Here is a 24636-nt window from a genome sequence, read left to right on the forward strand (position 1 = left end):
TACTTATTAAGAATCATCTTTTATAATCAAAAGTGGTAATTGATAAAGATTATCATTTTCAATGATCGTAGAAAGGAGTTTTTTAAAAGATGAGTATTCAACTCCGTTTTGCTGTTGAAAATCGTAAGAGACATTTAATTGATGAGTTAATTGGAGCAGGGGTGTTTAAGATTCGCGACCGACAATTATACGAGCTGTCTTTAGAGGAATTGGAAAAAGAGTACGAGCATATTGAAGATTACGCAAATATTCAGGCATAGCATATAGATTATTAAAGAAGGAGCTGGTTACACTTTTGTGTAACCAGCTTTATTATTTCATAGAAATTATTTTTTGTATTTCTTTCATTGGACGGAGCCAGTTTTGAGACATCATTTGTTCCATTCGTTTTTCATCCTGCTTTTGTAGTGCTTGAATTATAGAGTGATGTTCTTTAATAGATTGACTTGCAGGTACGAAGTTTTGGAAAAATAAATATTCAAGGCGTAAAATGTGAAGTTGCATATTTTCTAGAAAAGGTTCAATATATCGGTTTTTAGCAATAGAAGTAATTGTATTGTGAAATCGTATATCTAGTTCTAAAGCTTTTTTTGAATCTTTTTCATGTATAGATTGTTGAAAAGCATCATTTATCTCGGAAAGTAGTTTAATATCAGCGTCTGTAACTTTTTGAAGTGCTTGCTTTCCTATAATTGAGTGAAGACCAGCTATCGTCTCATAAATGATAGATACGTCGTCTAACTTAATAGGCGCGATTTTCGTTTTTTGCCCAGGTACCATTTCAACTAATCCAGAAAGCTCTAAAATTTGTAAAGCTTCTCTAACAGGTGTTCTGCTTACTCCTAGTGCTTCTGCCAATTCCCCATCATTTATTTTTTCATCAGGTCGTAAAACACCTTCTATAATCCAATCTTGCAGTTGATTTAAAACGAGTGACTTTGCTGAAACTCTTCCTGGTTTTTTATAATTTTGAGGGACAGGCATAGTGAATTCAATCCTTTCATTGTATATGTTTCTTTTTCGTATTAACAAGCTTTAATTTTGGTTTTTCTTCATCTGGTTTTTGGCCTAATATGAGCACCATTACAATGACACAAAAAGCACCTAATAATTGAAAAGATTGAAACGGTACGTGCAAAATAAGTACGGAAGAAATAATAGCTGCGAGTGGTTCTGTACAGCCAAATAATGTTGTTTCTTTAGGCGTAAGGTATCTTATGCTATCTAAGTATAAATAAAATGCGATGAGTGTCCCGAAAATGACGACAAATGTAATGAGCGGGAGGGTACTTAGTTTTACATATTTCATAGTTGATAATAAAATGAATTCGTTTGTAGAAATAAAGTGTAAAATCGTTACACCAATACCCCCAATAATCATTCCCCATCCAACGATAACAGATGAAGACCATCTTTCTAACAATTCTTTTGAATACAAACTATAAAATGCGAGTGATAATCCAGATAAAATGCCCCAAATGATAGCTGGTGTGGAAACAGCTAAGTTTTGAACAGACCCGTTTGTTAGTAAGAGAAAAGTCCCTACTAATGAGAGTGCAATTGAAATAAAATCAATTTTTGATGGACGGAAGTTCCATTTGAACAGTAAGTATATAGTGATAAATATAGGGGCTAAATATTGTAACAAAGTTGCAACAGCAGCGTTTCCTTCTTTAATAGAAGCGAAGTACGTGTACTGTACAGCAAGCATGCCTAAAAGACCGAACAAAATTATCTTATTTGCATCAGACTTTTGTTTCCAAATTCCAAATATTTCTTTTTTGTTCGCTCCGAATGATGACATAATGAGCAAAATAGCACCGGATATAAGTAAACGGATTGTAACTAACCATTCAGTAGAAACATTTTCATATTGAAATAGTTGTTGCGCAGCTGTTCCGGATAAGCCCCATAAACAAGCACCGATTATGACCATTATAATTCCTTTTAATCGATTTGGATCCATAAGACATATAGTCCTCCTTTCTAAAATATATATTGGATACAATATGCAATATATCACAAAAAGGAATAGTAATAAACTGAAATTTCTAATTAGATGAAAAATATTTATGGTGAAGACGAAAATTTTTTTGTGCGTGGTAAAATATTGTAGAGAGGGTGGTATTAAAATGCTAGCAGGATTTTTGGTTTGTTTATTTGTTGGATTACTTATCATTTTTTTAGGCTATCAAATACATGTGAAAAAGAGATTGTTTTTGTTGGCAGGCTATCAGGAAGAAACGTTTGTTGGAGATAAAAATAAATTAGCGAAGCTTTCAGGTGTGTTTTCCTATATAGTCGGAGTTGCTACTATACTATTACCGTTTGGCTTAGAAAAAATAGGTGATGTAGTTGGTATCGTATATGCTATCTTAATTGTTTTAGGTACAATTGTGTTTCTTATTAAAGCAAGTCGGTTAAATAAGAGTACTACAAAGTGAAAAAGGCTCCATGCTACGGAAGCCTTTTTATTTTTTGTTATGAAGTGTAAGTAAAAGCGGGAATAGGATCAACAAATGTATTCCGGTTTTGGTTCATTTCTTTTTCTGTTAATAGAACGATTCATATCGATGCCGATAAATACAAGTTCAGTTATTTGATCTCCATATCGTTCATCTAAGTTTTTCAATGCTTCTGGTTCTAAGGAATGCTATTTCCACTTGTGAAAATAAGTAAAGTAGAGAAGATTAAGAAGCCAGCAAATCCATATGTATATGATGCTTTACCCCAATAAGAATGGAGTAATTCTTCATCTTTTTATGAAATATAATCATAATTGCGACGCCAAAAAAATAAAGATAAGAGTAATTTGGTTTGTTAAAAATATGTGTATAAGGAGATACGCGATGAACTGGGTTACTCATAAACCATCGTTTGAATTTGAAAAATTTAGTCCTATTATTCGGTCACAATCTGCGTGGAGTGGGCATTTAGATTTCGCATATGATTTAGTAAGATTTGAAGAACCAGCAACTTTAGTTGAGTTAGGTACGCATTTAGGTGCTTCCTTTTTTAGTTTTTGCCAGGGGGTAAAAGATGGTGGGTTAGCCACAAAATGTTTTGCTGTAGATACTTGGGCTGGAGATGGGCATACAGGTCCATATGGAGAAGGGGTTTTTCAAATAGTAGAAAAAGTGGTGAGGGATAACTACCTGAATATAGGGAATTTAATTCGGTCTACTTTTGATGATGCTCTGGATGAGTTTCAAGATGAAACGATAAATCTTTTGCATATTGATGGCTATCATACGTATGAAGCTGTTTCTCATGATTATAAAACATGGTTACCTAAAGTTGCGAAAAACGGTATTGTATTATTTCATGATATTGAAGTTAAAAACGGTGATTTCGGTGTGTATAAGTTTTGGGATGAGGTCAAGGTGAAATACCCTCATTTTCAGTTTGGGCATTCATATGGACTTGGAGTTTTATTTCCGAAAGGTTGTAGCGATAAGTTTTCGGAAATACTTAAAAATAAAGAAGAGATACAAAATATGTATAAATAAAAGAGGGGCATGCATCGATTAAATGATGTGTGCTCTTTTTTTATGTGGAAATATATTATTACATATGAGGTGAAAGCGGTAGTAAAAAGTTTTGTTGAGGCAAATATTAAAAAGGTTATTATGAGTTAATAATTAGTGGGGATGGATAAAACCCTCATTGATTAAAGTTTTATTTCATTAGGTGTTTTTATCTAAATAAATAAAAATACAACATTTTTTATATTTTTCATTGCGAAAAGCGCAATCTACTTTTACAATAGAAAGGGTTGTGAATATATTATACTGAAAAAATAAATCGAAATAATATGAAAATTTTGTTTTGTCTTCGCTAATTGTATACTACATACACGTAAGACTACATACATCATGTTATCGACTTGTAAGGAGAGAAAAAAATGAAAAGTGTAAGATTACCATCGATGCTAGAAATTATTATTCTTTTATGCCTATTTCTTGCTGTCGTCTTTTCCTTCCAAACGATTTTTGATCTCCCAATTCAATTAGCGCTATTTATTTCATGGTTTTTAGTTATTGCGCTTGGATTAAGATTAGGATTTCGTTATCAAGAATTGCAAGATGCAATTACGAAAGGGATTTCTAATGGATTAGAAGCAATTCTTATTTTAGTTGCAGTTGGGGCTTTAATTGGAACGTGGATTGCTGGTGGGGTTGTACCTACATTAATTTATTATGGATTAGAATTCATTCACCCTAGCATATTCTTATTGGCAACTTTAATTATTTGTTCAATCACTTCTATCGCGACAGGAACATCATGGGGAACAGTTGGAACTGCAGGTATTGCTATGATGGCGATAGGTGAAGGGCTTGGATTACCACTTCCGCTTGTTGCGGGTGCAGTCCTTTCAGGAGCTTATTTCGGAGACAAATTATCACCACTTTCTGATAGTACAGTTCTTGCAGCTTCTATGGCGAAAGTAGATGTTATTGCTCACGTTCGAGCTATGCTCGTATTAGACGTTCCAGCTTATATTATTACCAGCATTATGTTTACTGTTGCTGGATGGATGTATGGCGGGGATAATGTAGATTTAAATAGAGTTGAGTTTTTAAAAGAATCTTTATTAAAGCACTTTGATATTAAAATATGGATGCTTGTTCCAGCGGTAATCGTTATTGTGCTATTGGCGATGAAGAAACCATCTATGCCAACAATTGCTATGGGAGCTTTAATTGGTGCAATTTGGGCAACACTTTTCCAAGGAATGCACTTTGGAGAGGCAATTGGAACAGCATATAACGGATTCTCAATTCAATCTGGTGTCGAGTTTGTCGATAAGTTATTAAACCGTGGTGGAATTAATGGTATGCTTGGTTCAGTAGCCGTTATTATTTTCGGCTTAGGTTTTGGTGGATTACTTGAAAAGTTAGGTGTTCTAAAGGTAATCGTATCGAAATTTGAGAAGAAATTAAATTCTGCAGGTAATGTAACATTGTCTACATTAATCGTTGCGTTTTTAGCTAACATATTTGGTTGTGCGATGTACGTATCACTTATTTTAACACCAAAAATTATGGAAGAAAGCTATGATAAATTAAAAATAGATCGCCGCGTATTAGCACGTAACTCAGAAGTAGGTGGAACTTTGACTTCTGGTATGGTTCCATGGTCTGATAATGGTATTTTTATGGCTGGTATTTTAGGTGTATCAACATTATCATACGTTCCATTTATGTGGCTAAGCTTCGTATCACTCATTTTAGCAGTTATTTATGGATATACAGGCAAGTTCATTTGGTATGTAGATGATGCGGATAAAGGAAAGCAAGCATCATAAAATAAAAAATCACCTTCTACAATATGTAGAAGGTGATTTTTTATTTTATAATAGGAGTTGAAGAAGTTATTTCGTCCTCATATTTAGCAATTTTTTGTTGTATCTTTTTTAAGTTTTTTTCAGTGTCTTGAATGAGCTGTAAGACATTGGTCTCCTGTTGTTTCATTAATTCCAACCGTTGAAGGATGGTAGATTCCCCCACCATAGACCAGTCGATAAATTTTTTTATTTTTTGAATTGGCATACTGGTGTTTTTTAAACATAAAATCATCTCTAAATATTTCAGTGCTTCTTCATCAAAAACGCGATCTCCTTTTTCATTTCTTTTAAGAAAAGGGAACAGTCCTTGTTTATCGTAATAACGTATTTGAGAAATAGTTAAGTGGTGCATTTTGGCGACTTGCCCAATTGTATAATACATATCATTCATCCCTTTATTACCAAGGTATAATGCCGTCTTTATTTAGTATTTTACCATTATAGTTTGTTTCACTTAATGCATATTTAATAATAATTTTAGCACTTTCATTGGTCGTATGGCCACCTGGGGAATTTCCATTTAGGTCAGTAGTTGTAAAACCAGGGGTTACTCCGAAAATTGCTGGACCGTTAGTACCAAATTCTTTGCTAAATGCTAATGTTAAAGCATTAATAGCTGTTTTTGAAGAATTGTATCCTAATGTATTAATTGGGTGTGTTTCACCGCTAGCAAACATTGTTAGTGAGGCCATGTCAGTTGTTACATTTATAATTTTACTGTTGCTTGATTTCTTTAATAATGGTAAAAAGGCTTGCACCATTTGGAATGTTCCAAAAAAGTTAACTTCAAATCCTTGGCGTAAAGTTTCAATATTTAATTCACTAGGTAGCGTATGGAAGTCGAGTGCTATGCCTGCATTATTGATTAATAAATCTAAGTGGTCAGTCGTTTCATGGATTTTTTTGATTGCTTCTTGAATGGATTGAGCACTAGAAATGTCTACTTGAGTATAGGAAACGTTTGAAACATTTAAAGATTCTACGGCTTGTTGTCCAAGTTGTTTATTACGAGCACCTAAAAATACGTGATAGTCTTTTTCTGCTAATTGACGAACCAATTCATATCCGATCCCTTTATTCGCACCTGTTATGAAAGCATATTTTTTCATTTTGAATTCCTCCAGTGTCGTTATAGTAGGTTACAATGGAAAGGATACAGCCTAAACCTAAGTTTAGGTCAAGAGGAATTTATGAAAAAAATATTGAATATTTGTATATACGAGTGAGAATTCTTATCATTTGATTAAAAGTCTGTTAATATAAGAGATGTAGGTATTATATTTTCAAGGGGATGAAAAAATGGAGTACAGAATTGAAAGAGATACATTAGGAGAAATGAAAGTTCCAGCTGATAAATTATGGGCAGCACAAACACAACGTAGTAAAGAAAACTTCCCGATTGGAACAGAGCATATGCCGCTTGAAATTGTAAAAGCATTTGCGATTTTAAAGAAGAGTGCAGCGCTTAGTAATCAAAAATTAGGAAAGCTATCAGAAGAGAAGACGCAAGCAATTGTGGAAGCTGCTGATGAAGTTATCGCAGAAAAATGGAATGAACATTTTCCACTTGTCGTATGGCAAACCGGTAGTGGTACACAATCGAATATGAATGTAAATGAAGTAATTGCAAACCGCGGTAATCAAATTTTGAAAGAAAAGGGATCTGACGTACATATTCATCCGAATGATGACGTGAACATGTCTCAAAGTTCAAATGATACGTTCCCAACAGCACTTCATGTAGCGTGTGTAATTGCGGTAGAAAATCATGTATTGCCAGCTATTACGAAATTAAAAGAAACATTAGCAGAAAAAGTAACTGCATTTGAACATATTATTAAAATCGGTCGTACGCATTTACAAGATGCAACACCTTTAACGTTAGGACAAGAAATTAGCGGATGGCACCGTATGCTTGAAAAAACAGAGCGTATGATTGCAGATAGCAATACATATATGAAAGAATTAGCAATTGGTGGTACTGCGGTTGGAACTGGAATTAATGCGCACCCTAAATTTGGTGAGATGGTAGCAGAAGAAATTAGTCTGTTTACAGGTAAACAATTTGTTTCTGCACCAAATAAATTCCATGCGTTAACGAGCCATGATGAAGTTGTATTTGCACACGGAGCATTAAAAGCATTAGCTGCAGATTTAATGAAGATAGCTAACGATGTGCGCTGGCTTGCAAGTGGTCCACGAAGTGGTCTTGGAGAAATTATTATTCCTGCAAATGAACCAGGAAGCTCTATTATGCCAGGGAAAGTAAATCCAACGCAAAGCGAAGCGCTAACAATGGTTGTAGCACAAGTTATGGGGAATGACACAACAATCGGATTTGCTGCGAGCCAAGGTAATTTTGAGCTAAACGTATTCAAACCAGTTATTGCTTACAACTTCCTGCAATCTGCTCACTTATTAGCTGATGCAACCGTTTCGTTTAATGATAAATGTGCAGTTGGTATTGAAGCAGATGAAGAAGTAATTAATGAAAATGTAAATCGTTCATTAATGCTTGTAACAGCGCTAAACCCACATATCGGGTATGAAAATGCCGCGAAAATTGCGAAGCATGCCCATAAAGAAGGGTTAACTTTAAAAGAAGCAGCATTGCAATCTGGACTACTAACAGAAGAGCAATTTGATGAGATTGTAGATCCGAAAAAAATGATTGCTCCGAAAGAATAATAGAAAAAGCCAAGGTTCTTTGTTTAGAATCTTGGCTTTTTTTGATATTCATTTTTAATTCTTTGTGAGAAATTAACTGCACTCAAAGGGTAGTGATCCACTTTTTAGAAATAGTGTATGTTCGTATCGTTTGTAATAGAAAGATAGAGCTACCTTTATGGAATAAAAATAGGCTAACTTAGAATTGAGTTAGCCAGAGTAAGCAATTAATATTTAAACGCAGGTTCTGTTTGTAGATAATATCCATTTCTTACATGACCAGTCCAATTCGCAAAAAATTGTCTCCATGAAACACTACTAAAAAATGAATCTATAGATTGTGTGTCGGAATTCCAGTCTAAAATTAAGAATGGTGCATTTCCTATTTGCCAAATCCCTCTACTTACATCGGTTCCCGTTTCACGAATTAGTAGGAGGGGGAGTCCGTATTGGTACCCCATAGCTGGCTCGATTTGAGAAAAAGGAGTCCCTTCCCAAAATGGTGTGTCTGGTAAAAATGGACCCACATTTGTTTTCACGCCTTGTACAAAAAAACGCTGAAAATCTACAGCCACGAGGCCATAACTTGATAAAATCATTCTTCTTATGCTTGTTAAAGGTGATTCAGGATATTGATCGCTTCGTGGAATTGTGCGAGGAAAAAGAAGAGCTTGCTCCAGTTCAAAAAGGAGTCTGTCTAAAAATTGCTGTTGTATTTGATTAAGTGTATTTACAGTACTTAAAAATACAGGAACTCGAAAAGCTTGATCCATAGCTACTTGAAGTTTTTGAGAGGTAAATACACCTTGCTCAATGTTTACAAAGGGTTTGCTATTTGTATTCTCCATTGCGGTTCCTCCTTTCATCATTATTAACAATGTATGTAAGAGAAAGGTAGGGGTATGGACATTATGATAAAAATAAGTAAATGTATTGAAGAGGCTTTAATATAACGTTACCTCACTATTAATATTAGTGGGGTGTTCGATTCATTACTTTCATATGTGGGCAGTTCTCTTTTAAGAGTGAAATGAATTTTTCTTCTTCTTGTGGTACGAAAGTTGTCACAGAGTCAAATAAATTATAATCAATTTCTAATTGCTGCCTAGTCCATTTTTCTGAACGGAGTGTTTTGCCAGAGTATTTAATGTGACGGATATTTTCAAATGGAATTTCAGTACGTAATATGAAACCGTGTTTTACAATAAGAGAAGATTCCGTTATGTTGTAGTGAGAGAAATAGAATGAAGAGAGATTCACGATATTTAACAGCATCATAAGAGTGAAAAAAATAGAATTTTCATTTTGGAAGAATAGCGAAATGAAAAAAATAATTATAAATAATGTAATGAAAATGACATGAAATGGATTTTTTTTCGCTTTAAACTTCAAGTTAGTCACCTCGTTATACGTGTTCATTAACTAAATTAAATCATAACATCGTAATAAAACGTGAGAATATGCAGAATTGCATATTCTTTCGGTTTATTATTCGTGTAAAATTTTTTGATAGGATAAATTTAAATGAAGTTTTTAGTAGTGGAGTGGCATAAAGTGACTAACAAGAATAGAAGTGTAGTGCTAGTCATAATTAGTTGTATGATGATTATGAGTGGCTGCTCAAATAGATTCGTTGAGGATGGAAAGCGAAAACATGTACTTGTACAAGCGAGTAAAGTTTTAGTGGAAATTGTTTATAAAATATATAAAAGGTAAAAAGGTGTTTCTATATGTGGAAACACCTTTTTTGTAGTTAAAATTGAATGCTGAAGTTTTGGAATGAGTGAATGCCGGTTCCATGTTGAACGAGGTTGTTATCACTTAAATATTGAATAGCGTATTTTACTTCTTTCAATATAGTAGGAGAAAGACCAAGTGTATGATGTGAACCGTAAATTTGTTTAATAGGAGAGAAGTTTGTAATTTTGTTTAGAGACTGAACTAAGTCTACAGGGTTTGTCGACGGATAAAATGCAAAAATCATGCCTTCATAAAGTAAATCTCCTGTAAATAAAAACGCAGTTTCATAATCGTATATGCAAATATGCCCTGGTGAGTGACCTGGAGTATGTATAATTTGAGCTTTCCTATTTCCGATATCAATAATATCTCCATCTTTTAGTAATTTTGTTGGTGTTCCTTGAAATGGTTTGAATGTTTCAGGTTGAAATGTTTTAGGGGTAGGTAAAGTAATATCACGAGCGATGTCTTTCCGGATTTGAGAGATAGGAAGCCCTTTTATACCGTTAATGAGCCAATCTTCTTCTAAAGCATGTACATAGAGTTTTTCATATTGTGCGTGACTACCGATATGATCCCAATGAACGTGTGTTGTGACAACGATAATTGGTAAGTTTGTCAGTTATACGCTTTATATTATCGATACCTAGTCCAGTATCAATAAGAAGTGCGGTAGTATCGCCTATAAGTAGAAAGGAATGTACTTTCTCCCAATGCCCATATTCACTAATCGCATATGTATTTCGAGCGATTTGTTTAACAGTAAACCAAGGGTCGTGCAGAATAGTCATGTTTTGTTTCACATCCTATAGTAATTCATTTATTAAATACATTCGCTTTTCGTTGTTTTAAGTTCTTTTTTAATTTATTTAATAGATTTTTTTGTGAAAGTTTATAAAATGGGTAAACGGAATGTTGAAATGTTTGTTTGTGTTATGCTAAGATGGTGAAGTGGTAATAAACGTTATTGTAATTTGTTTGTTTTTAAGTAAACCTTTTAAAGGAGTGTTTAGTATGAGTGATATTTCAGAGAAGTTTTGGGATGCGTCGATAGAGGAATTGAAGAAAGGGTATGTATTTGACAAGGAAGCAGAGGAGTACGTTTGTTTAGCTTGTGGAGAAACGTTTATTAAAGGGGTTATTTATCAAGAAAATCAAGTTTTGTATGAAGCAGAGAAGTTTGTACAGTTGCATATTCAAAATGAGCATACATCTATGTTTGAATATTTATTAAATCTTGATAAAAAGTTTACAGGCTTAACTGATTTGCAAAAGAAAATGGTTCAGTTTTTCCATATGGGACTTAACGATAAAGAGATTGTAAAAGAAATGGATGGCGGGAGCACATCGACGATTCGCAATCATCGATTTACATTGCGCGAGAAAATGAAGCAAGCGAAAGTATTTTTAGCGTTAATGGAATTGTCAGAAGAAAAATCAAAAGTTCAAACTAAATTTGTACCGATTCATAGAACAGCTACGATGGTGGATGATCGATACAATATTACAGAGGAAGAAAATGCTGAAGTTTTAACAGCGCATTTTACAGAAGGTTTGGATGGACCGCTTTCTAAATTTCCGAAAAAGCAAAAGCGTAAATTAATTATATTACGTCATTTAGTGAAGAAATTCGATAGTAATAAAAAGTATACTGAAAAAGAAGTAAATACAGTTTTAGAAAATATATATCCGGATTTTGTAACTTTGAGAAGATATTTAATCGAATATGGTTTTTTAGATAGAACAGCTGATGGAAGCCAATATTGGGTGAAGTTATAATAATACGGAAAAGAAAATGAATGGAAGCACATCGTTATAACAACTATACAAAGAGATAGAAGTTGAAAAACAGATTTTTAGTAAAAGGAGAAATGAAATTTGAAACCACCTACAGATAACAATAAAGAAGGTGTAGAGTCACAGAAGTCAGAAACAGAACATAAGCCGATATGGAAATCGATGTCCATGTTTTTAGTGCCGTTACTTTTAAGTAATGTATTACAATCAGTTGGACAGTTATTTGGAATGGTAGTAGTAGGAAGATGGCTTGGCGTAAATGATCTAGCAGCTATATCGGCATTTTTCCCGTTATTTTTCCTACTCGTTTCATTTGTAATTGGAATTGGTTCTGGTAGTTCAATTTTAATTGGTCAGGCATTTGGTGCTAAAAATGAGGAGCGCTTAAAAGCTATCGTTGGTACGACGCTTACGTTTACTTTTATTATCGGAGTCGTGTTGGCGATACTAGGTAGTATTTTTGCGATGGATATTATGCGCCTTATGGGAACGCCAGAAAACATTATTGAAATAAGTGTGCATTATGCAAGAATTTTATTTATATCTATGCCAGTATTATTTTTATATTTTGCATACACAACATTTATGAGAGGTACAGGAGATTCTAAAACGCCATTTTACTTTTTAATCGTAAGTACAGCGCTAAATATGATCTTATTACCAATTCTTATTTTTGGCTGGTTAGGAGCTCCGAAATTAGATGTTTACGGAGCAGCCTATGCTTCAGTTATATCTACAGTTATTACGTTTATTGTCATGCTAGTGTATTTAAAGAAGAAAAATCATCCACTGCAATTAGACGTTACAGTAAGAAAATATCTTCGTATGGACTGGGAGTTATTAAAGTTATTATTACGACTTGGTATTCCAGCGAGTATTAATATGATATTAGTTTCATTATCAGAAATTGCGGTAATCGCATTTGTGAATCGCTATGGATCAGATGCAACAGCGGCGTATGGCGTTGTGAACCAAGTTGCAAGTTATGTACAAATGCCAGCGGTTAGCCTCGGTATTACAGTATCAATTTTTGCAGCGCAATCAATTGGTGCGAACCAATTTGATCGATTGCAGAAAGTTGTTAAGGCCGGAATTATTATGAATTATATCATTGGTGGTGTATTAATATCTCTTATTTACTTGTTCTCAAGAGATATTTTAGCACTATTTTTAACAAGTCAAAATACAATTGACATTGCTCATAGTCTAATCATGATTACATTATGGAGCTACTTAATTTTCGGTCATGCACAAATTATTAGTGCGACAATGCGAGCAAGTGGTACTGTACTATGGCCAACTGTAATCAGTGTTGTATCAATTTGGCTTGTTGAAGTACCTGTGGCGTATTATCTTTCTTACCATACGAGCCTTGGAATAGAAGGGATATGGATTGGGTATCCAGCTGCATTCATCGTTAGCTTAATATTACAGTATGCATATTATAAGCTTTCATGGCAGAAGAAACGAATTACACGATTAGTGAGTTAAAAGATGAAAATGTCCCTAAGTCATTATACTTAGGGACATTTTTTTATGAATGCTTATAAATAACTTTTTAAAGTTATGTCAAAATGTTGTCTAATGAGTTCTCCATTATTCATATAAAACTCCCAAGCTGTATCTGGCTCACCGATAATTTCAAATGAACCTTCTGTAATATATAAAGCGCAATTATCTTCTAATGCAATACCTTCTATATTACCTTGGTGAGTTTGTAAAAACGTATGGAAGGCATTCATTCTATTTAATTGATTGTAATGGGGGCAAAATCTTTTATTAACAATACCCCAGCCACTACTTTCTATATAACCGGAACCTTCATAATCTGAACGAATGCTAGATGTGAACCAGCACATAGCACCGGCACTATATCCTGCAATAAGTGTTCCACGTTTTAAAGCAAATAGTAACTTTTCATCTAGTTTATGTTCTTTCCATTGTTCAAGCATGTGAACGTAATTTCCACCGCCAAGGTAAATTAAATCGGCAGAATGAATCATCTCATCTATTTCATATTTAGTAGGTGTTTCGGTTGAAATGCGTAAAATTTGAACCTCACAATGTAATTGCTTTTCAAATGTTTCTAAAAATAACTTTATATATCCTTCATCATCACGACTAGCTGTAGGAATGAATAATACTTTTGGGTATTGTTTATTCGTTAATTCTATAAGTCGTTCATTAATATGCAAGTGATTTGGATCTTGTAAATCACCGCCACCAATGACAGCTAATTTCATAGTAAAGCACCACCTAATAATATTTGTTATGTAAAAATTCGATAGTGGGGAGTTACATTCCTTCTGTGATTTAATGAATAAGGGGAAATAAAGTGAACAATATATTGAAATAGCATAAGGAGTCGATAGCTGTGGATAGTTTATCCCGCTATTTGCGGGCAGTAAACTCCCGCCTCAAAATTCAACTGGAGCAAAGCAGTTAGGTGGGAGCCCTGCTGCCCGTAAACGCCCGATTGGTGTGGGCTAATAATCAATGGGGGATGAACACCCCCCATTGATTAAAGTTTCACTTTATTGATATATAATACTGGAAAATATTGTTTCAAAATATGGGAACAATATGTTTAAATGAATATAACGACGTACTAATGAATGTTGAAGGAGTATTTATATTTAAAAAGTACAGGGAATACCAAAAGTTTTACAAAAGTGTTTTTTACTTTTTATAGGAACTTATTTTATAATATAGTTAAATTATATTAATATATTTATTAGCGTAGACTAAAAAGAGGGAGCGTGAAAGAGTGGATTTTCGATTTGAGTTCGCAGCGAAGGTGAAAGAATATTTAGATGATGAAAAAGATGAAAAAATAATAAAAGATGGACACAGAGATATAATTTATAAATATTTATATCCGTTAGAGAGTGAAATTGGAATTTTTAAAAACCCTAACTTTACTTTTTTTGCATCAGGAAGACGTTCACATATAGTATTAGAAAATATTGAATTTAAAACAGAAGTAAACGTAGAAAGTAATATAATTGAAATTACAAAAATAGTGGATAATGTGGTGATTCCATTAGATACTATCGTAGCTAAAGATCGGGAATTATTTGCACTTGGGCGTAATGAGAAATTTAGTGTGCAAATATTAGAATATTATCTCTATGATACATTTGGAGAGAAGTTAGGTTTACAATGAATCGAACGTGGTACAGATAACTAATTAGTGGAGATTAGGATTCATTTAAGTATCAGTTAATATCATTTATGTTTGACCTTCTATATATTTTATACTACAATCTGTAGTGTGAAAGGGGCCATACGATGTTTACTCAAAACTACAAGTTAAATGAGCAAGGGTTAAATCACTTTTTCGGACCGCTTGAAGCGAAAATAATGGAAATTGTTTGGGCTACTGAGGGTATTACCATTAAAGATGTGCAACAGAGATTAAGTGAAGAATCCCCGGTGAATTTTAATACTGTAATGACAGTTATGAACAGATTAGTAGAGAAAGCACATTTAGAAAAGCATATTGTGAAAAGAAGTGGTATGTATCGTACTACACAAACGAAGGAAGAATTTTTATCTAATCAAACGAAGAAAATGACACAGGAATTAATGGGTGAATTTGGAGATCTTGTTGTGAACCATATGATAGATGAGTTAGAACAAGCTGATCCATCTTTAATAAAAAAATTAGAAGAGAAATTAAGTCGGCTAAAAAAAGAGGACCGATAAAATGAAGTGGCAAATGCGTAAAATCGTTTTGTTAGCAGTGACTATTAGTGTGCTTTTTTTAAGCATGTTAGTATACTACGTTACATACCCATTTCTTTTTCAAAATAAAGCATTTTTCCTTTCTCAATTTTGTTTATTTGAATTACAAAAACATATGAGGGAACTATCAATACTTCGTATAATGATAGCCGGATTACTGTTATTTACTGTAATCATTATGAGTAAAAGAATTTGGAAGCAATTTTTTTATAGTAAAAGATTGAAAAGAAATCTCGTGTCTATTACTAGAAAAGGAAAGCAAGTGTACGTATTATCAACGTTACAGATTACGGCATTTACAATTGGATTATTTCGACCGAAAATTGTCATTTCAGAAGGAATGTTTCAGGCATTTTCTGAGGAAGAAATTGATGCGATTGTATTACATGAGGAATATCATCAAAAAAATCGAGATCCATTAAAGTTATTTTTCTTTACATTGTTAGCTGAGGGAATGATGTATATTCCTATATTAAAAGAGATGTTGCAGCGTTATCATGTATATCAAGAGCTATCAGCAGATAAATATGCGATGCAAAAAATGAAATCTTCATTTGAGCTAGGTAGTGCATTATTAAAGTTAATTAAAATAAAGACGATGGAAAATCAATGTATTACAGCGTCGTTTGCGAAAACCGCAATTAATTTACGAATTGAGCAAGTGTTGAATGAGAAAGTTGTTAAGCTGAATATGCCATTACATACAAATTCAGTATATGTAACGTTAGGGCTATTTTGTATGTCGATTGTACTTATTGTCGGAGAGTGCATATAGCCTCTTTTTTTAATAATTAACACTACGCATTGTAGTGTGTTTAGGAGGGATAAAATGAATGCGGCGGATTTAACAATTTGGCTAGTAGTAGGGGCTGGGATACTTTCATTTATATCACCATGTTCTTTACCGCTATATCCATCTTATTTGTCGTATATTACAGGTGTGTCTATTCAAGATTTAAAAGAAAATCGTGGGATTATGCAAAAGTCAGCGATTATACATACAGTATTTTTTATGATCGGTTTCTCGGTTATATTTTATGCGTTAGGTTTATCGGTGAGTTGGATTGGGATTACTTTTTCATCTAATCAAAGATTGATTCAGCAAATTGGTGGGGTTTTTATTGTTTTGATGGGGTTATTTATGACTGGATTGTTTCAGCCTAAGTGGCTTATGGCAGAGAAAAAAGTGCAGTATAGAAGTAAATCGACAGGATATATTCGCTCAATTTTGGTCGGCATGACATATGCAGCAGGATGGACACCGTGTGTTGGTCCGATATTTTCTGCAGTGCTTATGCTCGGGGCGACCAATCCTGAAAGTGCGCTTCTTTATATTACGGCATATACTCTTGGCTTTGCAGTTCCGTTTTTCATGATGGCATTTTTTATTGGAAAGGTAAAATGGATTGTTACTTATGCCAATGTCATGATGAAAATCGGCGGTGGAATGATGATTTTAACAGGGGTTTTATTATATACAAATCAAATGACGAAAATTACAGCGTTCTTTATTCGTCTATTCGGCGGATTTACGGGATTTTAGAAATGAGGAGGAAGAAAAGTGAAGAAACTAATTGCTATTATACTAGCTGGGGCACTAATTTGGGCAGGAGTTAACTTTTATAATACTAAGAAAGAAGAAAAAGAAAGAAAAGCGAAACAAGCGGAGTTACAAGAGAAGGAAGTATTACCACAAGTGGGATTTAAAGCGCCGAACATAACATTAAAAGGATTAGATGGGAAGCTTTATTCGTTAAATGATGCAAAGGGAAAACCATATGTTATTAATTTTTGGGCATCATGGTGTGGTCCATGTGAAATGGAGGCTCCTGATCTAGTTCGTTTGTATGATAAATATAAGGAGGATGTTGAAATCTTTGCGGTAAATGCAACAATCGGGGATCCAGTACAAGAAGCGAGCGCATTTGCAGATCGTCACGGATTTAAATTTCCTGTTCTATTAGATATGGACGGAGTAGCTGGAATAGATTATAAAGTATTTTCTTTACCAACGACATTTTTTGTTAATAAAGATGGAATTATTGTAGATCATGCACGAGGTGTATTACCTCCAGATCAATTAGAAGAGAAGTTTAAGAAAATAATTGAGAATTAAGAGGGGATTTCATAGTGATGGAGTGGATGGTGAGGTTACAACCTGTTTCTCTTATAATAGGAAGTTTATTTGGATTTACTCTAATGAAACTAAGGATGAAAAAGCAAAATATTCAATATGAAAAAATGATGGATGCAGTAACGAATGGCTTTCTTATCATTGTATTAGTATGGAAATTCGCACCGGCAATTTTAAATCCGGTATGGGCCATTGGGGCGCCAATGCCAGCATTATTAGCTGTAGGAAGTATTCAGCATATTATAGTAGGGTGCGTAATTGCGAGTATATATATTGTTTGGAAAAGTAAAAAAGAGCAATTTTCTCTTCGGATTTTACTTGATACATTACCTTTTGGATTTTGCGTGAGTATAATCTTTTATTTTATATTCCATCAAGAAGTAGGTGCACAAACGACACTGCCGTGGGGGATGAAAATATATGAATCAAAATTTTTGTATCATCCTATTTTCATGTATGAGATTATACTCGCACTCGGTATAATTGGCTCGTTATGGATTAAAAATGAAAGATTAGGAAATGGAAAGAATATAAGCTTTTTTCTAATTTGCGAGGGAATTGCTCATATCATTATTTCACTTATTAGTGAACAAAATTCAGTTCTATTTGGTCTTTCAATACAGCAAATACTCAGTTTTTTTGTTATTAGTTTAGGGATTTTGTTAGTACCAAAAAAATAAAAGTAGCCATGCACGGAGAGCATGGCTATTTTTGTATCATCATATGAATTAAAAAATCGGCGGAGTAACAGAAAATAAAACAATCGCATTTTTCTCGAATTGATTTACCCATTTATGTTTTAAATAAGCTGGTATTTTTACGCTATCACCAGTTTCTAATGTGTATTCTTCTTCATTTAAGTGCAATGTGATTTTTCCGTCTAATACAAATGCTAATTCTTCACCTTTATGCTCTAGAACATTTTCTGATGAAGCAGTATTTGGTGGGATAGTCATAATTGCTGTTGCTAAATTTCCTGTGAAATCAGGTGATAACAATTCATATGATAAATTATCGATAATCATTTTTTTTCTTTTATGAGAACGTACAATTAAATCGTCTGTATTATTTTCTTCAAGTAAAAAACTAAATGTTGGAACATCAAGAGCTTTTGCAAGTACCTTTAATGTTTGAATAGAAGGGTTAGCAGAACCACGTTCAATTTGACTAAGCATTGATGGTGTGATTTCGGCCATCTTTGCTAATTCTTTACTAGTTAATCCTTTTTCTTTTCTTTGTTTTTCAATCTTTTTACCAATATCTATATTTTCCATAATAAATGCTCCTTAATAATTATTAAATTATATTTAAATAAATTAAATTGAAATTAACTAAAATGAATTATTTATGTTAAACTATATTAAAATTAATTTAATTATAATTTATTATATGGCTAGCTACAAGGATATGAGGAGGAAGAGGAATGAAGGAGATAGAGGCATTAAAAGAGCAATATCCACTAGTAAATAACTTAATCGCAACAGAAGAAGTATTTTGGATAAACCCGAATATGGAAAAGTATGAAACAGCAATAAAAAATTCGCCACTTAATGAAGAACATGTAAAAGACGCGGAAGAGAGATTAAAGCGTTTTGCACCATATATTGCGAAAGTATTTCCTGAAACGAAAGAAACAGGCGGTATTATAGAATCACCTTTAGTGAAAATCTCTTCTATGAAACAATCTTTAGAGAAAAGTTATGGGCAACCTATTTTAGGGGAATTACTATTAAAATGTGATAGTGGGCTTCCGATATCAGGATCAATAAAAGCTAGAGGCGGAATATACGAAGTGCTGAAACATGCAGAGCGACTGGCACTTCAGCATGGAATGTTAACAGAGAAAGATGATTATTCAATTTTAGATAATGATAGATTTAGAGGTTTTTTTGCGAAGTATTCAATTGCAGTAGGTTCTACTGGCAATTTAGGGCTTAGCATCGGTATTATGAGTGCGAAATTAGGTTTTAATGTGACTGTTCATATGTCGGCAGACGCAAAAGAATGGAAAAAAGATTTATTAAGAAGTAAAGGTGTAAACGTTATTGAATATGAAGCTGATTATAGTAAAGCAGTAGAAGAAGGAAGACTGCAAGCAGATGCAGATCCTAGCTGTTATTTTGTTGATGATGAAAACTCACATGATTTATTTTTAGGATACGCAGTAGCGGCGTCACGTTTACAAAAACAATTAGAAGAGTTAGAGATTGTAGTAGATGAAGAACACCCTTTATTCGTTTATCTTCCGTGCGGGGTAGGTGGTGGACCCGGCGGAGTAGCATTCGGCTTAAAGTTATTGTACAAAGACAATGTGCATTGTTTCTTTGCTGAGCCTACGCACTCTCCATGTATGTTACTCGGTTTAATGACAGGGCTTCACGATAAAATTTCCGTTCAAGATATCGGAATTGATAATGTAACCGATGCGGATGGACTTGCGGTAGGAAGACCATCTGGATTTGTCGGTAAAACGATGGAACCATTTTTGAGTGGAAATTACACAGTAAGTGATGAAGAGTTATATAGATTATTAAAAGAACTGGCTGATACTGAAAATATTTATTTAGAGCCTTCTGCATTAGCGGGTATGATAGGGCCGTTGAATGTATGTAAAGCTGAAAATGAGTATTTACAAAAACAACATTTAACAGAGAAGGTGAAGAAAGGTACTCATATTGTGTGGGGAACTGGTGGGAGTATGGTTCCGGAAGACGTGATGAGTGGTTATTATAAAAAAGGTTCGGAATTAACGAAAGCAGAGTAAGGAAGAATGAGGCGATTTAAAGCCTCATTTTTTCATGTACATAAAAATCTTTGTTATTTTCACATTAGTTCTTTATAGTATAGTTATAAAGGATTATTCATATCGATTAAATATAACAAAACAGCTTTATTTTACATAATAAGAGGATGTGTATACGATGTCATTACAGACTAAATATATAGCGGGTATTTCGCTTGGGGTTATGGGCGTAGGTTTTGCGGCTTCAATCCCTTTTCAAGGAACGGTAGCTGGGGAGATTATACAAGGGGGATTTGAAGCTGGGTTAGTTGGTGGACTTGCGGATTGGTTTGCGGTTACAGCTTTATTCCGTCATCCGTTGGGAATTCCAATTCCACATACAGCATTATTACCAAAAAATCGTAAGCGGGTAACAAAGGGACTCGTTTCTACGTTAGAAAATGAATGGCTGACGAAAGAAAGTATTACAAGTAAAGTAAAAGAAATGCAGCTAGCACAAATGGTACTGCAAATTGCTGAGAAAGAGTTACAGTCTGACGCTGTGAAAAAAGGAATTGTAACAATTGCTGAGAAAGCGATTCTTCAAATAGATACGGAAAAATTAGCAGTTATTATTGAAAAAGAATTAAAAACGTATTTGCATACAATTAATACAAGTAACATATTACAAGTTCTCGTGGATCAATTAGTAGTGCAAGAATATGATGAAAAAACACTTGATTACATATTAGTAAAAGTGAAAGATTGGACAGCTCAAGATGAAGCACGTTATCAGCTCGGAAGCTTAGGCATGAAGGCGATGGAAAACATAAAAGTAGATGGATTCCTACAGTTTACTTTGAAATCGTTTATGAATATTGTTGATGAGGATAAAATCGGCGGCATTTTGCAGAAGTTTATCATTAGCAATATTAACAGCTTACAAGATGCAGATAATAGCACAAGGCAACTTATATTAGCGAAAATTCGTCAAGAGATTATAAATGTAAAAGAAAATGAATCTTTATTACAGGAATTAGAGAAGTGGAAAGAAAAATGGATTGCAAATTGGGATGCTACTGACAAAATAAAAGAGATGCTAGAGCAAGTACAGAGTAGGGCAGTTACTTTTGTGAAGAATGAAGAATTTGCTGATAAATATGTTGTTCCATTCTTACAAACACAAATGAATAAAATAAAAGAAGACGAATTGACTGTTCAAAAAATAGAAGATTGGTTACAAAAACAAGTTGTTACTATTGTTGAAAAGAATCATTCGAAAATTGGAAAGCTTGTGCAAGAAAACCTTGATAAGTTAGATGATAAAACATTAATCGAAATGATTGAAAATAATGTCGGTAAAGATTTGCAGTGGATTCGTGTGAACGGGGCTGTTTGTGGTTTTATGATTGGATTAATTTTAGAAGGAATAAAAGCGATTATATGAGAAAAACCTTCCACAATTGTGGAAGGTTTCTTATTTTTCGATAACGCTCATATTTAAATTATAAGCTTTCTCAATATTTAATTTGTACGTTCCATTTCCTGTTTTTATCGAGTTTTTATACCAATGTTCTTGCCCATTTAATTCTGGATTTTCTTCTGAAGAATTATTTTCTTTTTTCGCTAAATCTTCTACTTGTTCCCAAGGTGTGTTTCCGTGAGTTTCTTTTTGATTTGTTACGGCTGTTAAAGAAACATCACTTTCTTTAGTTAAATGAACAGATACGTTTGAACTGTTTTGTACAAACCAATTATTTTGTAATTGACCTGGATAAAGAGATAGTTCGTTATTCGAAGCGCGGATCTCTACATTTTTATTTTGCGGAAGAACGAGTGTTTGTTTCACCTGTGGTGCGAAGTTAAAAAACGTATGCTGAACCGGTAATGGTTTTAACGTTATATACATCGTTTCTCCAGCCGTTTGAACTGAAAGGAAATCATCTCTTTTTAAATTAGGTTTTTCATTTGTTTTTGTCGTCATTTCATATGTTCCAAAAAGATGAATTTGATTTGTATTATCACCCTCTATCGTTAGAGGGTGATGCCCCGCATCCACTACGATTTTTTTGATAGATTCAGGTATATCAAGTTGTCCGTCTGGAATATTACTCGTTTGTCTAGTTGTGTTAATAGAATGACGAACTTCTTCTAGCAATCCAGTTGATAATAAGCAGTAAAAAGCAATTCCAACACTTCCTAAAACTCCGATAAAGAAAATACTAAAAATATCATATTTAATAAATGAATGTTCCTTCTTAGAAAATAGAAGGTATAGTAAAATTTCAGCGCCAAGTATGATAAGTAAAACAGGCCACCAGGCTGTTAATGTATCTAATGCTTGAACTCCTTTTACGACTGAAAATAGTAAAAAGCAACCTAATGTAATAATGGAGAGCCCCATTGAGAATGTTCCAACGCGCCATGTTCTCATTCGTTTGTACCACCTTTGTTTTCTTTATTTCCAAGTAACAATTTAAAGCCGCCACCAATTAAAAGGAGAGCAACGATAGATGTTTGGAAATAGCGATAATATAGTTCGCTAAGATGAATATTAAATATAGTTGCAAAATAGTCATTCAAAATAGGAAGGACTGTTTGATCTAATAAATAATAACCACCGAGTGTAATTAACCCAATACCGATCCATCTTTGATGATTGATAAAATAGTCAATGATAGGTTCGTCATTTACACGTTCTTTTCCGTATTTTGCAGTTTGCTGTAACGCATCAAAAAAGCTATAGAACCAAATGATTGGTACTAAAAATAAAAACGCAGAAAGTCTTAATAAGTCGAGCAAATAAATAGATAGTAAAAAGGCTGCCATAAGCTGAAGGCCACGGCGCTGTAAGCCTAAATACATATGTCCTGCTCCAGGAAACATTGCTAAAATGGAAGCGAATGTTTTATTTTTCTTTCCTTGTTCTCGGTGCTCTTCAAATTCTTCAAAAATAGTACGATCCACTAATTGCTCGCCGCGTTCTTTTTTCTGTAGTTGTTGAACAACATCGAAGAAATTATAAATCCATAAAACAGGTAATGTAATAAGAAAGATAAGGAAACTTCCTTGAGATGTTAAGAGTGCAACGAATATAATCATACTTCCGATTCCTGTGCAAGCGACTAAAAATGTAAGTCCGCGTTGCATAAGTCCTAATTGAAAATGACCAAGCCCAGGAATGATTGATAGAAGAATGATATAAAATCGTTCGCTTTCTTTAGAGGACTCTATAAATTCTCCGGCTGCTTGTTTTTTCGATTGATTAATAATAGTGATAACTAAGTCTAATAAATTGATCGCCCATAACACGACTAGTAAAAATAGAGAAAGAAAAGCAATATCACGCGCTCCTAATGCTATTGTACAAAATGCTGCAAGGATAAATAGAAATAAAGCCCCGCCGCTATATAAAATAAATCGTCCAAATTTCTTTAAATATAAATGTCCAAGCCCAGGAATTAGCCCTAACACAAGTGCTAAAAAGGGATTTTTATTCATGCTTTGAACCTCCGTCCTTTTTTGATGTGTCTACCGATTTGTTTACAATTTGTTGTGAGATAGAAGACTCGTTATGTTTTGAAGATTTCTCGAAATTTGATGTCGCTGTGAAAATATACTGGAATAAACCACTTACCATAAAAATAATTGTAGCCGCAGTCGCAATTATGTAGTGAATAATTGTGCGCTTTAGTGAGTTTGTTTTTATATTTTCATTAGATTGTAGTGTTTCAAAATTAATTTGCGTCATAACTTCGTTCGTAAATGAATCATCATTTATCATTGGAAGGTTTTCATGTTGTTCATCAATACTTTCCATATAAAGTGCTAAACAATGATCACATTCATAAAGATGTTCTTCCATAGATTCACGTTCATTGTTTGATATAACATCTAATGTATAATTGCGCCAATCTTCTTTTGAATAATGCATCATAGAAACTCTTCCTCCTTCCAATGTTTTTTAATCCATTTTCTTGCCCGATACAGTTTCATTTCGACTGTTTTCACTTCAATATTTTCTTGCAAAGCAATTTCTTGATAACTTTTTTCTTCTAAGTAATGTGCGAGAACGACGTCACGGTAATTGTCGGGAAGTTCTCGCAGTTTTTGAGCAATGAGTAATTTTTGCTCTTTCGTCAATAATAATGCCTCGATATTATGAGAGGATTTTATATTTTCCGCAGTTTCTTTACATAAGGAGAGTTCTTCGTTTTCTCTAGCTTTTTTTCTCTTATAATCAATAGCGTGATTGGTGGCAATACGTGCCATCCACGTTTTTAATCCGCGAAATTGATAATTTGGGAGAGAGGCGTGAATTTTTACGAATACTTCTTGTGTAACATCTTTAGCATCTTCTTCATGTCTTAAAATGGAAAAGATAACTTGAAAAATATAATGACGATATGTTTGTACAAGGATACGAAAAGCATGTTCGCTTCCTTGCTGTGCTTTTGCAACTAATTGTTTTTCCTCAATCGG

Annotated in this window: 28 protein-coding genes and 2 pseudogenes; 17 read left to right on the forward strand and 13 right to left on the reverse strand. The window is 33.7% G+C overall.

What is annotated here, in order from left to right; translation table 11 throughout:
- Positions 1 to 89 precede the first annotated feature (89 nt).
- The gene (fbpA, locus tag DET63_RS23900) at positions 90 to 260 is read left to right on the forward strand and encodes a Fur-regulated basic protein FbpA (RefSeq protein ID WP_113938060.1); all 171 of its coding nucleotides are present in this window, start codon (positions 90 to 92) and stop codon (positions 258 to 260) included.
- 52 nt (positions 261 to 312) lie between these two features.
- Here fbpA and DET63_RS23905 read toward each other — a convergent pair whose 3' ends face one another.
- Together DET63_RS23905 and DET63_RS23910 are read right to left on the reverse strand one after the other, a co-directional pair.
- Positions 313 to 984, reverse strand: a complete 672-nt coding sequence (locus DET63_RS23905) for a GntR family transcriptional regulator (protein WP_002030983.1) — start codon at positions 982 to 984, stop codon at positions 313 to 315.
- Between the two features lie 16 nt (positions 985 to 1000).
- Positions 1001 to 1966 (reverse strand): DMT family transporter, encoded by a 966-nt coding sequence (locus DET63_RS23910; RefSeq protein ID WP_113938061.1) that lies wholly within the window; start codon positions 1964 to 1966, stop codon positions 1001 to 1003.
- 166 nt (positions 1967 to 2132) lie between these two features.
- On the opposite strand from DET63_RS23910, the gene DET63_RS23915 reads away from it, so the two are divergent.
- The 4 genes and pseudogenes from DET63_RS23915 (at position 2133) to nhaC (ending at position 5308) form a co-directional block, all read left to right on the forward strand.
- Complete coding sequence (locus tag DET63_RS23915) at positions 2133 to 2444, forward strand: DUF3784 domain-containing protein (RefSeq protein ID WP_113938062.1); 312 nt, start codon at positions 2133 to 2135, stop codon at positions 2442 to 2444.
- Positions 2445 to 2647: 203 nt separating this feature from the next.
- Positions 2648 to 2737 (forward strand): annotated as a pseudogene (locus tag DET63_RS30810) (TIGR03943 family putative permease subunit); the annotation flags it as partial.
- A gap of 112 nt (positions 2738 to 2849) precedes the next feature.
- Positions 2850 to 3509, forward strand: a complete 660-nt coding sequence (locus DET63_RS23925; RefSeq protein ID WP_002168696.1) for a class I SAM-dependent methyltransferase — start codon at positions 2850 to 2852, stop codon at positions 3507 to 3509.
- A 395-nt stretch (positions 3510 to 3904) separates the two neighbouring features.
- Positions 3905 to 5308: a Na+/H+ antiporter NhaC gene (nhaC, locus tag DET63_RS23930; RefSeq protein WP_002086402.1), complete on the forward strand. Its 1404-nt coding sequence runs from the start codon at positions 3905 to 3907 to the stop codon at positions 5306 to 5308.
- Between the two features lie 40 nt (positions 5309 to 5348).
- Here the strand turns inward: nhaC and DET63_RS23935 are convergent, their stop codons facing one another.
- Entirely contained in the window at positions 5349 to 5738 is a 390-nt protein-coding gene (locus DET63_RS23935) for a MerR family transcriptional regulator (protein WP_080019756.1), read from the reverse strand.
- A gap of 7 nt (positions 5739 to 5745) precedes the next feature.
- A complete protein-coding gene (locus tag DET63_RS23940) occupies positions 5746 to 6456 on the reverse strand; it encodes an SDR family NAD(P)-dependent oxidoreductase (protein WP_113938063.1) in 711 nt (236 codons plus the stop codon).
- Positions 6457 to 6646: 190 nt separating this feature from the next.
- Here DET63_RS23940 and fumC point away from each other — a divergent pair, with 190 nt between their 5' ends.
- Positions 6647 to 8035: a class II fumarate hydratase gene (gene fumC, locus DET63_RS23945; RefSeq protein WP_002035171.1), complete on the forward strand. Its 1389-nt coding sequence runs from the start codon at positions 6647 to 6649 to the stop codon at positions 8033 to 8035.
- 206 nt (positions 8036 to 8241) lie between these two features.
- Here the strand turns inward: fumC and DET63_RS23950 are convergent, their stop codons facing one another.
- Positions 8242 to 8862 (reverse strand): hypothetical protein, encoded by a 621-nt coding sequence (locus tag DET63_RS23950; protein WP_113938064.1) that lies wholly within the window; start codon positions 8860 to 8862, stop codon positions 8242 to 8244.
- 124 nt (positions 8863 to 8986) lie between these two features.
- A complete protein-coding gene (locus DET63_RS23955) occupies positions 8987 to 9406 on the reverse strand; it encodes a PH domain-containing protein (RefSeq protein ID WP_113938065.1) in 420 nt (139 codons plus the stop codon).
- Positions 9407 to 9538: 132 nt separating this feature from the next.
- Here DET63_RS23955 and DET63_RS23960 point away from each other — a divergent pair, with 132 nt between their 5' ends.
- On the forward strand, positions 9539 to 9730 hold the full coding sequence (locus DET63_RS23960; RefSeq protein WP_113938066.1) for a hypothetical protein: 192 nt from the start codon (positions 9539 to 9541) through the stop codon (positions 9728 to 9730).
- Positions 9731 to 9767: 37 nt separating this feature from the next.
- Here the strand turns inward: DET63_RS23960 and DET63_RS23965 are convergent.
- Positions 9768 to 10545: pseudogene (locus DET63_RS23965) on the reverse strand (MBL fold metallo-hydrolase).
- A 223-nt stretch (positions 10546 to 10768) separates the two neighbouring features.
- On the opposite strand from DET63_RS23965, the gene DET63_RS23970 reads away from it, so the two are divergent.
- On the forward strand, positions 10769 to 11533 hold the full coding sequence (locus tag DET63_RS23970; protein WP_113938067.1) for a DUF2087 domain-containing protein: 765 nt from the start codon (positions 10769 to 10771) through the stop codon (positions 11531 to 11533).
- A gap of 99 nt (positions 11534 to 11632) precedes the next feature.
- On the forward strand, positions 11633 to 13042 hold the full coding sequence (locus DET63_RS23975) for an MATE family efflux transporter (RefSeq protein WP_113938068.1): 1410 nt from the start codon (positions 11633 to 11635) through the stop codon (positions 13040 to 13042).
- 53 nt (positions 13043 to 13095) lie between these two features.
- On the opposite strand, the gene DET63_RS23980 is transcribed toward DET63_RS23975, so the two are convergent.
- Positions 13096 to 13794, reverse strand: a complete 699-nt coding sequence (locus DET63_RS23980) for a peptidase E (protein WP_002064712.1) — start codon at positions 13792 to 13794, stop codon at positions 13096 to 13098.
- Positions 13795 to 14318: 524 nt separating this feature from the next.
- Here DET63_RS23980 and DET63_RS23985 point away from each other — a divergent pair.
- The 6 genes from DET63_RS23985 to DET63_RS24010 all read left to right on the forward strand — a co-directional run bounded on the left by DET63_RS23985 (position 14319) and on the right by DET63_RS24010 (position 18112).
- A complete protein-coding gene (locus DET63_RS23985) occupies positions 14319 to 14717 on the forward strand; it encodes a DUF3942 family protein (protein WP_002031084.1) in 399 nt (132 codons plus the stop codon).
- 125 nt (positions 14718 to 14842) lie between these two features.
- Positions 14843 to 15259, forward strand: coding sequence for a BlaI/MecI/CopY family transcriptional regulator (locus DET63_RS23990; RefSeq protein ID WP_002031086.1), 417 nt, complete (start codon positions 14843 to 14845; stop codon positions 15257 to 15259).
- 1 nt (position 15260) lies between these two features.
- Positions 15261 to 16073: a M56 family metallopeptidase gene (locus tag DET63_RS23995; protein WP_113938069.1), complete on the forward strand. Its 813-nt coding sequence runs from the start codon at positions 15261 to 15263 to the stop codon at positions 16071 to 16073.
- Positions 16074 to 16127: 54 nt separating this feature from the next.
- Positions 16128 to 16841, forward strand: coding sequence for a cytochrome c-type biogenesis protein CcdA (ccdA, locus tag DET63_RS24000; RefSeq protein WP_113938070.1), 714 nt, complete (start codon positions 16128 to 16130; stop codon positions 16839 to 16841).
- A gap of 18 nt (positions 16842 to 16859) precedes the next feature.
- Positions 16860 to 17414, forward strand: coding sequence for a TlpA family protein disulfide reductase (locus tag DET63_RS24005; RefSeq protein ID WP_002031090.1), 555 nt, complete (start codon positions 16860 to 16862; stop codon positions 17412 to 17414).
- Between the two features lie 14 nt (positions 17415 to 17428).
- On the forward strand, positions 17429 to 18112 hold the full coding sequence (locus DET63_RS24010) for a prolipoprotein diacylglyceryl transferase family protein (protein WP_002086390.1): 684 nt from the start codon (positions 17429 to 17431) through the stop codon (positions 18110 to 18112).
- A gap of 48 nt (positions 18113 to 18160) precedes the next feature.
- On the opposite strand, the gene DET63_RS24015 is transcribed toward DET63_RS24010, so the two are convergent.
- Positions 18161 to 18706 carry a helix-turn-helix domain-containing protein gene (locus DET63_RS24015; protein ID WP_002012259.1) on the reverse strand — a complete coding sequence of 182 codons (546 nt, stop codon included), beginning with the start codon at positions 18704 to 18706 and terminating at the stop codon, positions 18161 to 18163.
- A 149-nt stretch (positions 18707 to 18855) separates the two neighbouring features.
- On the opposite strand from DET63_RS24015, the gene DET63_RS24020 reads away from it, so the two are divergent.
- Complete coding sequence (locus tag DET63_RS24020) at positions 18856 to 20196, forward strand: D-serine ammonia-lyase (protein WP_113938071.1); 1341 nt, start codon at positions 18856 to 18858, stop codon at positions 20194 to 20196.
- Between the two features lie 157 nt (positions 20197 to 20353).
- A complete protein-coding gene (locus tag DET63_RS24025; RefSeq protein ID WP_002086386.1) occupies positions 20354 to 21601 on the forward strand; it encodes a DUF445 domain-containing protein in 1248 nt (415 codons plus the stop codon).
- Between the two features lie 30 nt (positions 21602 to 21631).
- On the opposite strand, the gene exsE is transcribed toward DET63_RS24025, so the two are convergent.
- The 4 genes from exsE to DET63_RS24045 are packed head-to-tail and all read right to left on the reverse strand — an operon-like array spanning position 21632 to position 24633.
- Complete coding sequence (exsE, locus tag DET63_RS24030) at positions 21632 to 22588, reverse strand: exosporium protein ExsE (RefSeq protein ID WP_002141220.1); 957 nt, start codon at positions 22586 to 22588, stop codon at positions 21632 to 21634.
- The gene (locus DET63_RS24035) at positions 22585 to 23655 is read right to left on the reverse strand and encodes a hypothetical protein (protein ID WP_113938072.1); all 1071 of its coding nucleotides are present in this window, start codon (positions 23653 to 23655) and stop codon (positions 22585 to 22587) included. Before DET63_RS24035 ends, exsE begins: the two co-directional genes overlap by 4 nt.
- Positions 23648 to 24091 (reverse strand): hypothetical protein, encoded by a 444-nt coding sequence (locus tag DET63_RS24040; protein ID WP_002086380.1) that lies wholly within the window; start codon positions 24089 to 24091, stop codon positions 23648 to 23650. Before DET63_RS24040 ends, DET63_RS24035 begins: the two co-directional genes overlap by 8 nt.
- Positions 24088 to 24633: an RNA polymerase sigma factor gene (locus DET63_RS24045; RefSeq protein WP_307897080.1), complete on the reverse strand. Its 546-nt coding sequence runs from the start codon at positions 24631 to 24633 to the stop codon at positions 24088 to 24090. Before DET63_RS24045 ends, DET63_RS24040 begins: the two co-directional genes overlap by 4 nt.
- Between the last annotated feature and the right edge of the window lie 3 nt (positions 24634 to 24636).

The organism is Bacillus sp. DB-2 (assembly GCF_003315125.1).
Taxonomy (GTDB): domain Bacteria; phylum Bacillota; class Bacilli; order Bacillales; family Bacillaceae_G; genus Bacillus_A; species Bacillus_A mycoides.

Excerpts from the sequence above, each read along its gene's own strand:
- fbpA (WP_113938060.1), top strand. The coding sequence starts at position 90 with ATGAGTATTCAACTCCGTTTTGCTGTTGAAAATCGTAAGAGACATTTA.
- DET63_RS23905 (WP_002030983.1), bottom strand. The coding sequence starts at position 984 with ATGCCTGTCCCTCAAAATTATAAAAAACCAGGAAGAGTTTCAGCAAAG.
- DET63_RS23910 (WP_113938061.1), bottom strand. The coding sequence starts at position 1,966 with ATGGATCCAAATCGATTAAAAGGAATTATAATGGTCATAATCGGTGCT.
- DET63_RS23915 (WP_113938062.1), top strand. The coding sequence starts at position 2,133 with ATGCTAGCAGGATTTTTGGTTTGTTTATTTGTTGGATTACTTATCATT.
- DET63_RS23925 (WP_002168696.1), top strand. The coding sequence starts at position 2,850 with ATGAACTGGGTTACTCATAAACCATCGTTTGAATTTGAAAAATTTAGT.
- nhaC (WP_002086402.1), top strand. The coding sequence starts at position 3,905 with ATGAAAAGTGTAAGATTACCATCGATGCTAGAAATTATTATTCTTTTA.
- DET63_RS23935 (WP_080019756.1), bottom strand. The coding sequence starts at position 5,738 with ATGAATGATATGTATTATACAATTGGGCAAGTCGCCAAAATGCACCAC.
- DET63_RS23940 (WP_113938063.1), bottom strand. The coding sequence starts at position 6,456 with ATGAAAAAATATGCTTTCATAACAGGTGCGAATAAAGGGATCGGATAT.
- fumC (WP_002035171.1), top strand. The coding sequence starts at position 6,647 with ATGGAGTACAGAATTGAAAGAGATACATTAGGAGAAATGAAAGTTCCA.
- DET63_RS23950 (WP_113938064.1), bottom strand. The coding sequence starts at position 8,862 with ATGGAGAATACAAATAGCAAACCCTTTGTAAACATTGAGCAAGGTGTA.
- DET63_RS23960 (WP_113938066.1), top strand. The coding sequence starts at position 9,539 with ATGAAGTTTTTAGTAGTGGAGTGGCATAAAGTGACTAACAAGAATAGA.
- DET63_RS23970 (WP_113938067.1), top strand. The coding sequence starts at position 10,769 with ATGAGTGATATTTCAGAGAAGTTTTGGGATGCGTCGATAGAGGAATTG.
- DET63_RS23980 (WP_002064712.1), bottom strand. The coding sequence starts at position 13,794 with ATGAAATTAGCTGTCATTGGTGGCGGTGATTTACAAGATCCAAATCAC.
- DET63_RS23990 (WP_002031086.1), top strand. The coding sequence starts at position 14,843 with ATGTTTACTCAAAACTACAAGTTAAATGAGCAAGGGTTAAATCACTTT.
- DET63_RS23995 (WP_113938069.1), top strand. The coding sequence starts at position 15,261 with ATGAAGTGGCAAATGCGTAAAATCGTTTTGTTAGCAGTGACTATTAGT.
- ccdA (WP_113938070.1), top strand. The coding sequence starts at position 16,128 with ATGAATGCGGCGGATTTAACAATTTGGCTAGTAGTAGGGGCTGGGATA.
- DET63_RS24015 (WP_002012259.1), bottom strand. The coding sequence starts at position 18,706 with ATGGAAAATATAGATATTGGTAAAAAGATTGAAAAACAAAGAAAAGAA.
- DET63_RS24020 (WP_113938071.1), top strand. The coding sequence starts at position 18,856 with ATGAAGGAGATAGAGGCATTAAAAGAGCAATATCCACTAGTAAATAAC.
- DET63_RS24025 (WP_002086386.1), top strand. The coding sequence starts at position 20,354 with ATGTCATTACAGACTAAATATATAGCGGGTATTTCGCTTGGGGTTATG.
- exsE (WP_002141220.1), bottom strand. The coding sequence starts at position 22,588 with ATGAGAACATGGCGCGTTGGAACATTCTCAATGGGGCTCTCCATTATT.
- DET63_RS24035 (WP_113938072.1), bottom strand. The coding sequence starts at position 23,655 with ATGAATAAAAATCCCTTTTTAGCACTTGTGTTAGGGCTAATTCCTGGG.
- DET63_RS24040 (WP_002086380.1), bottom strand. The coding sequence starts at position 24,091 with ATGATGCATTATTCAAAAGAAGATTGGCGCAATTATACATTAGATGTT.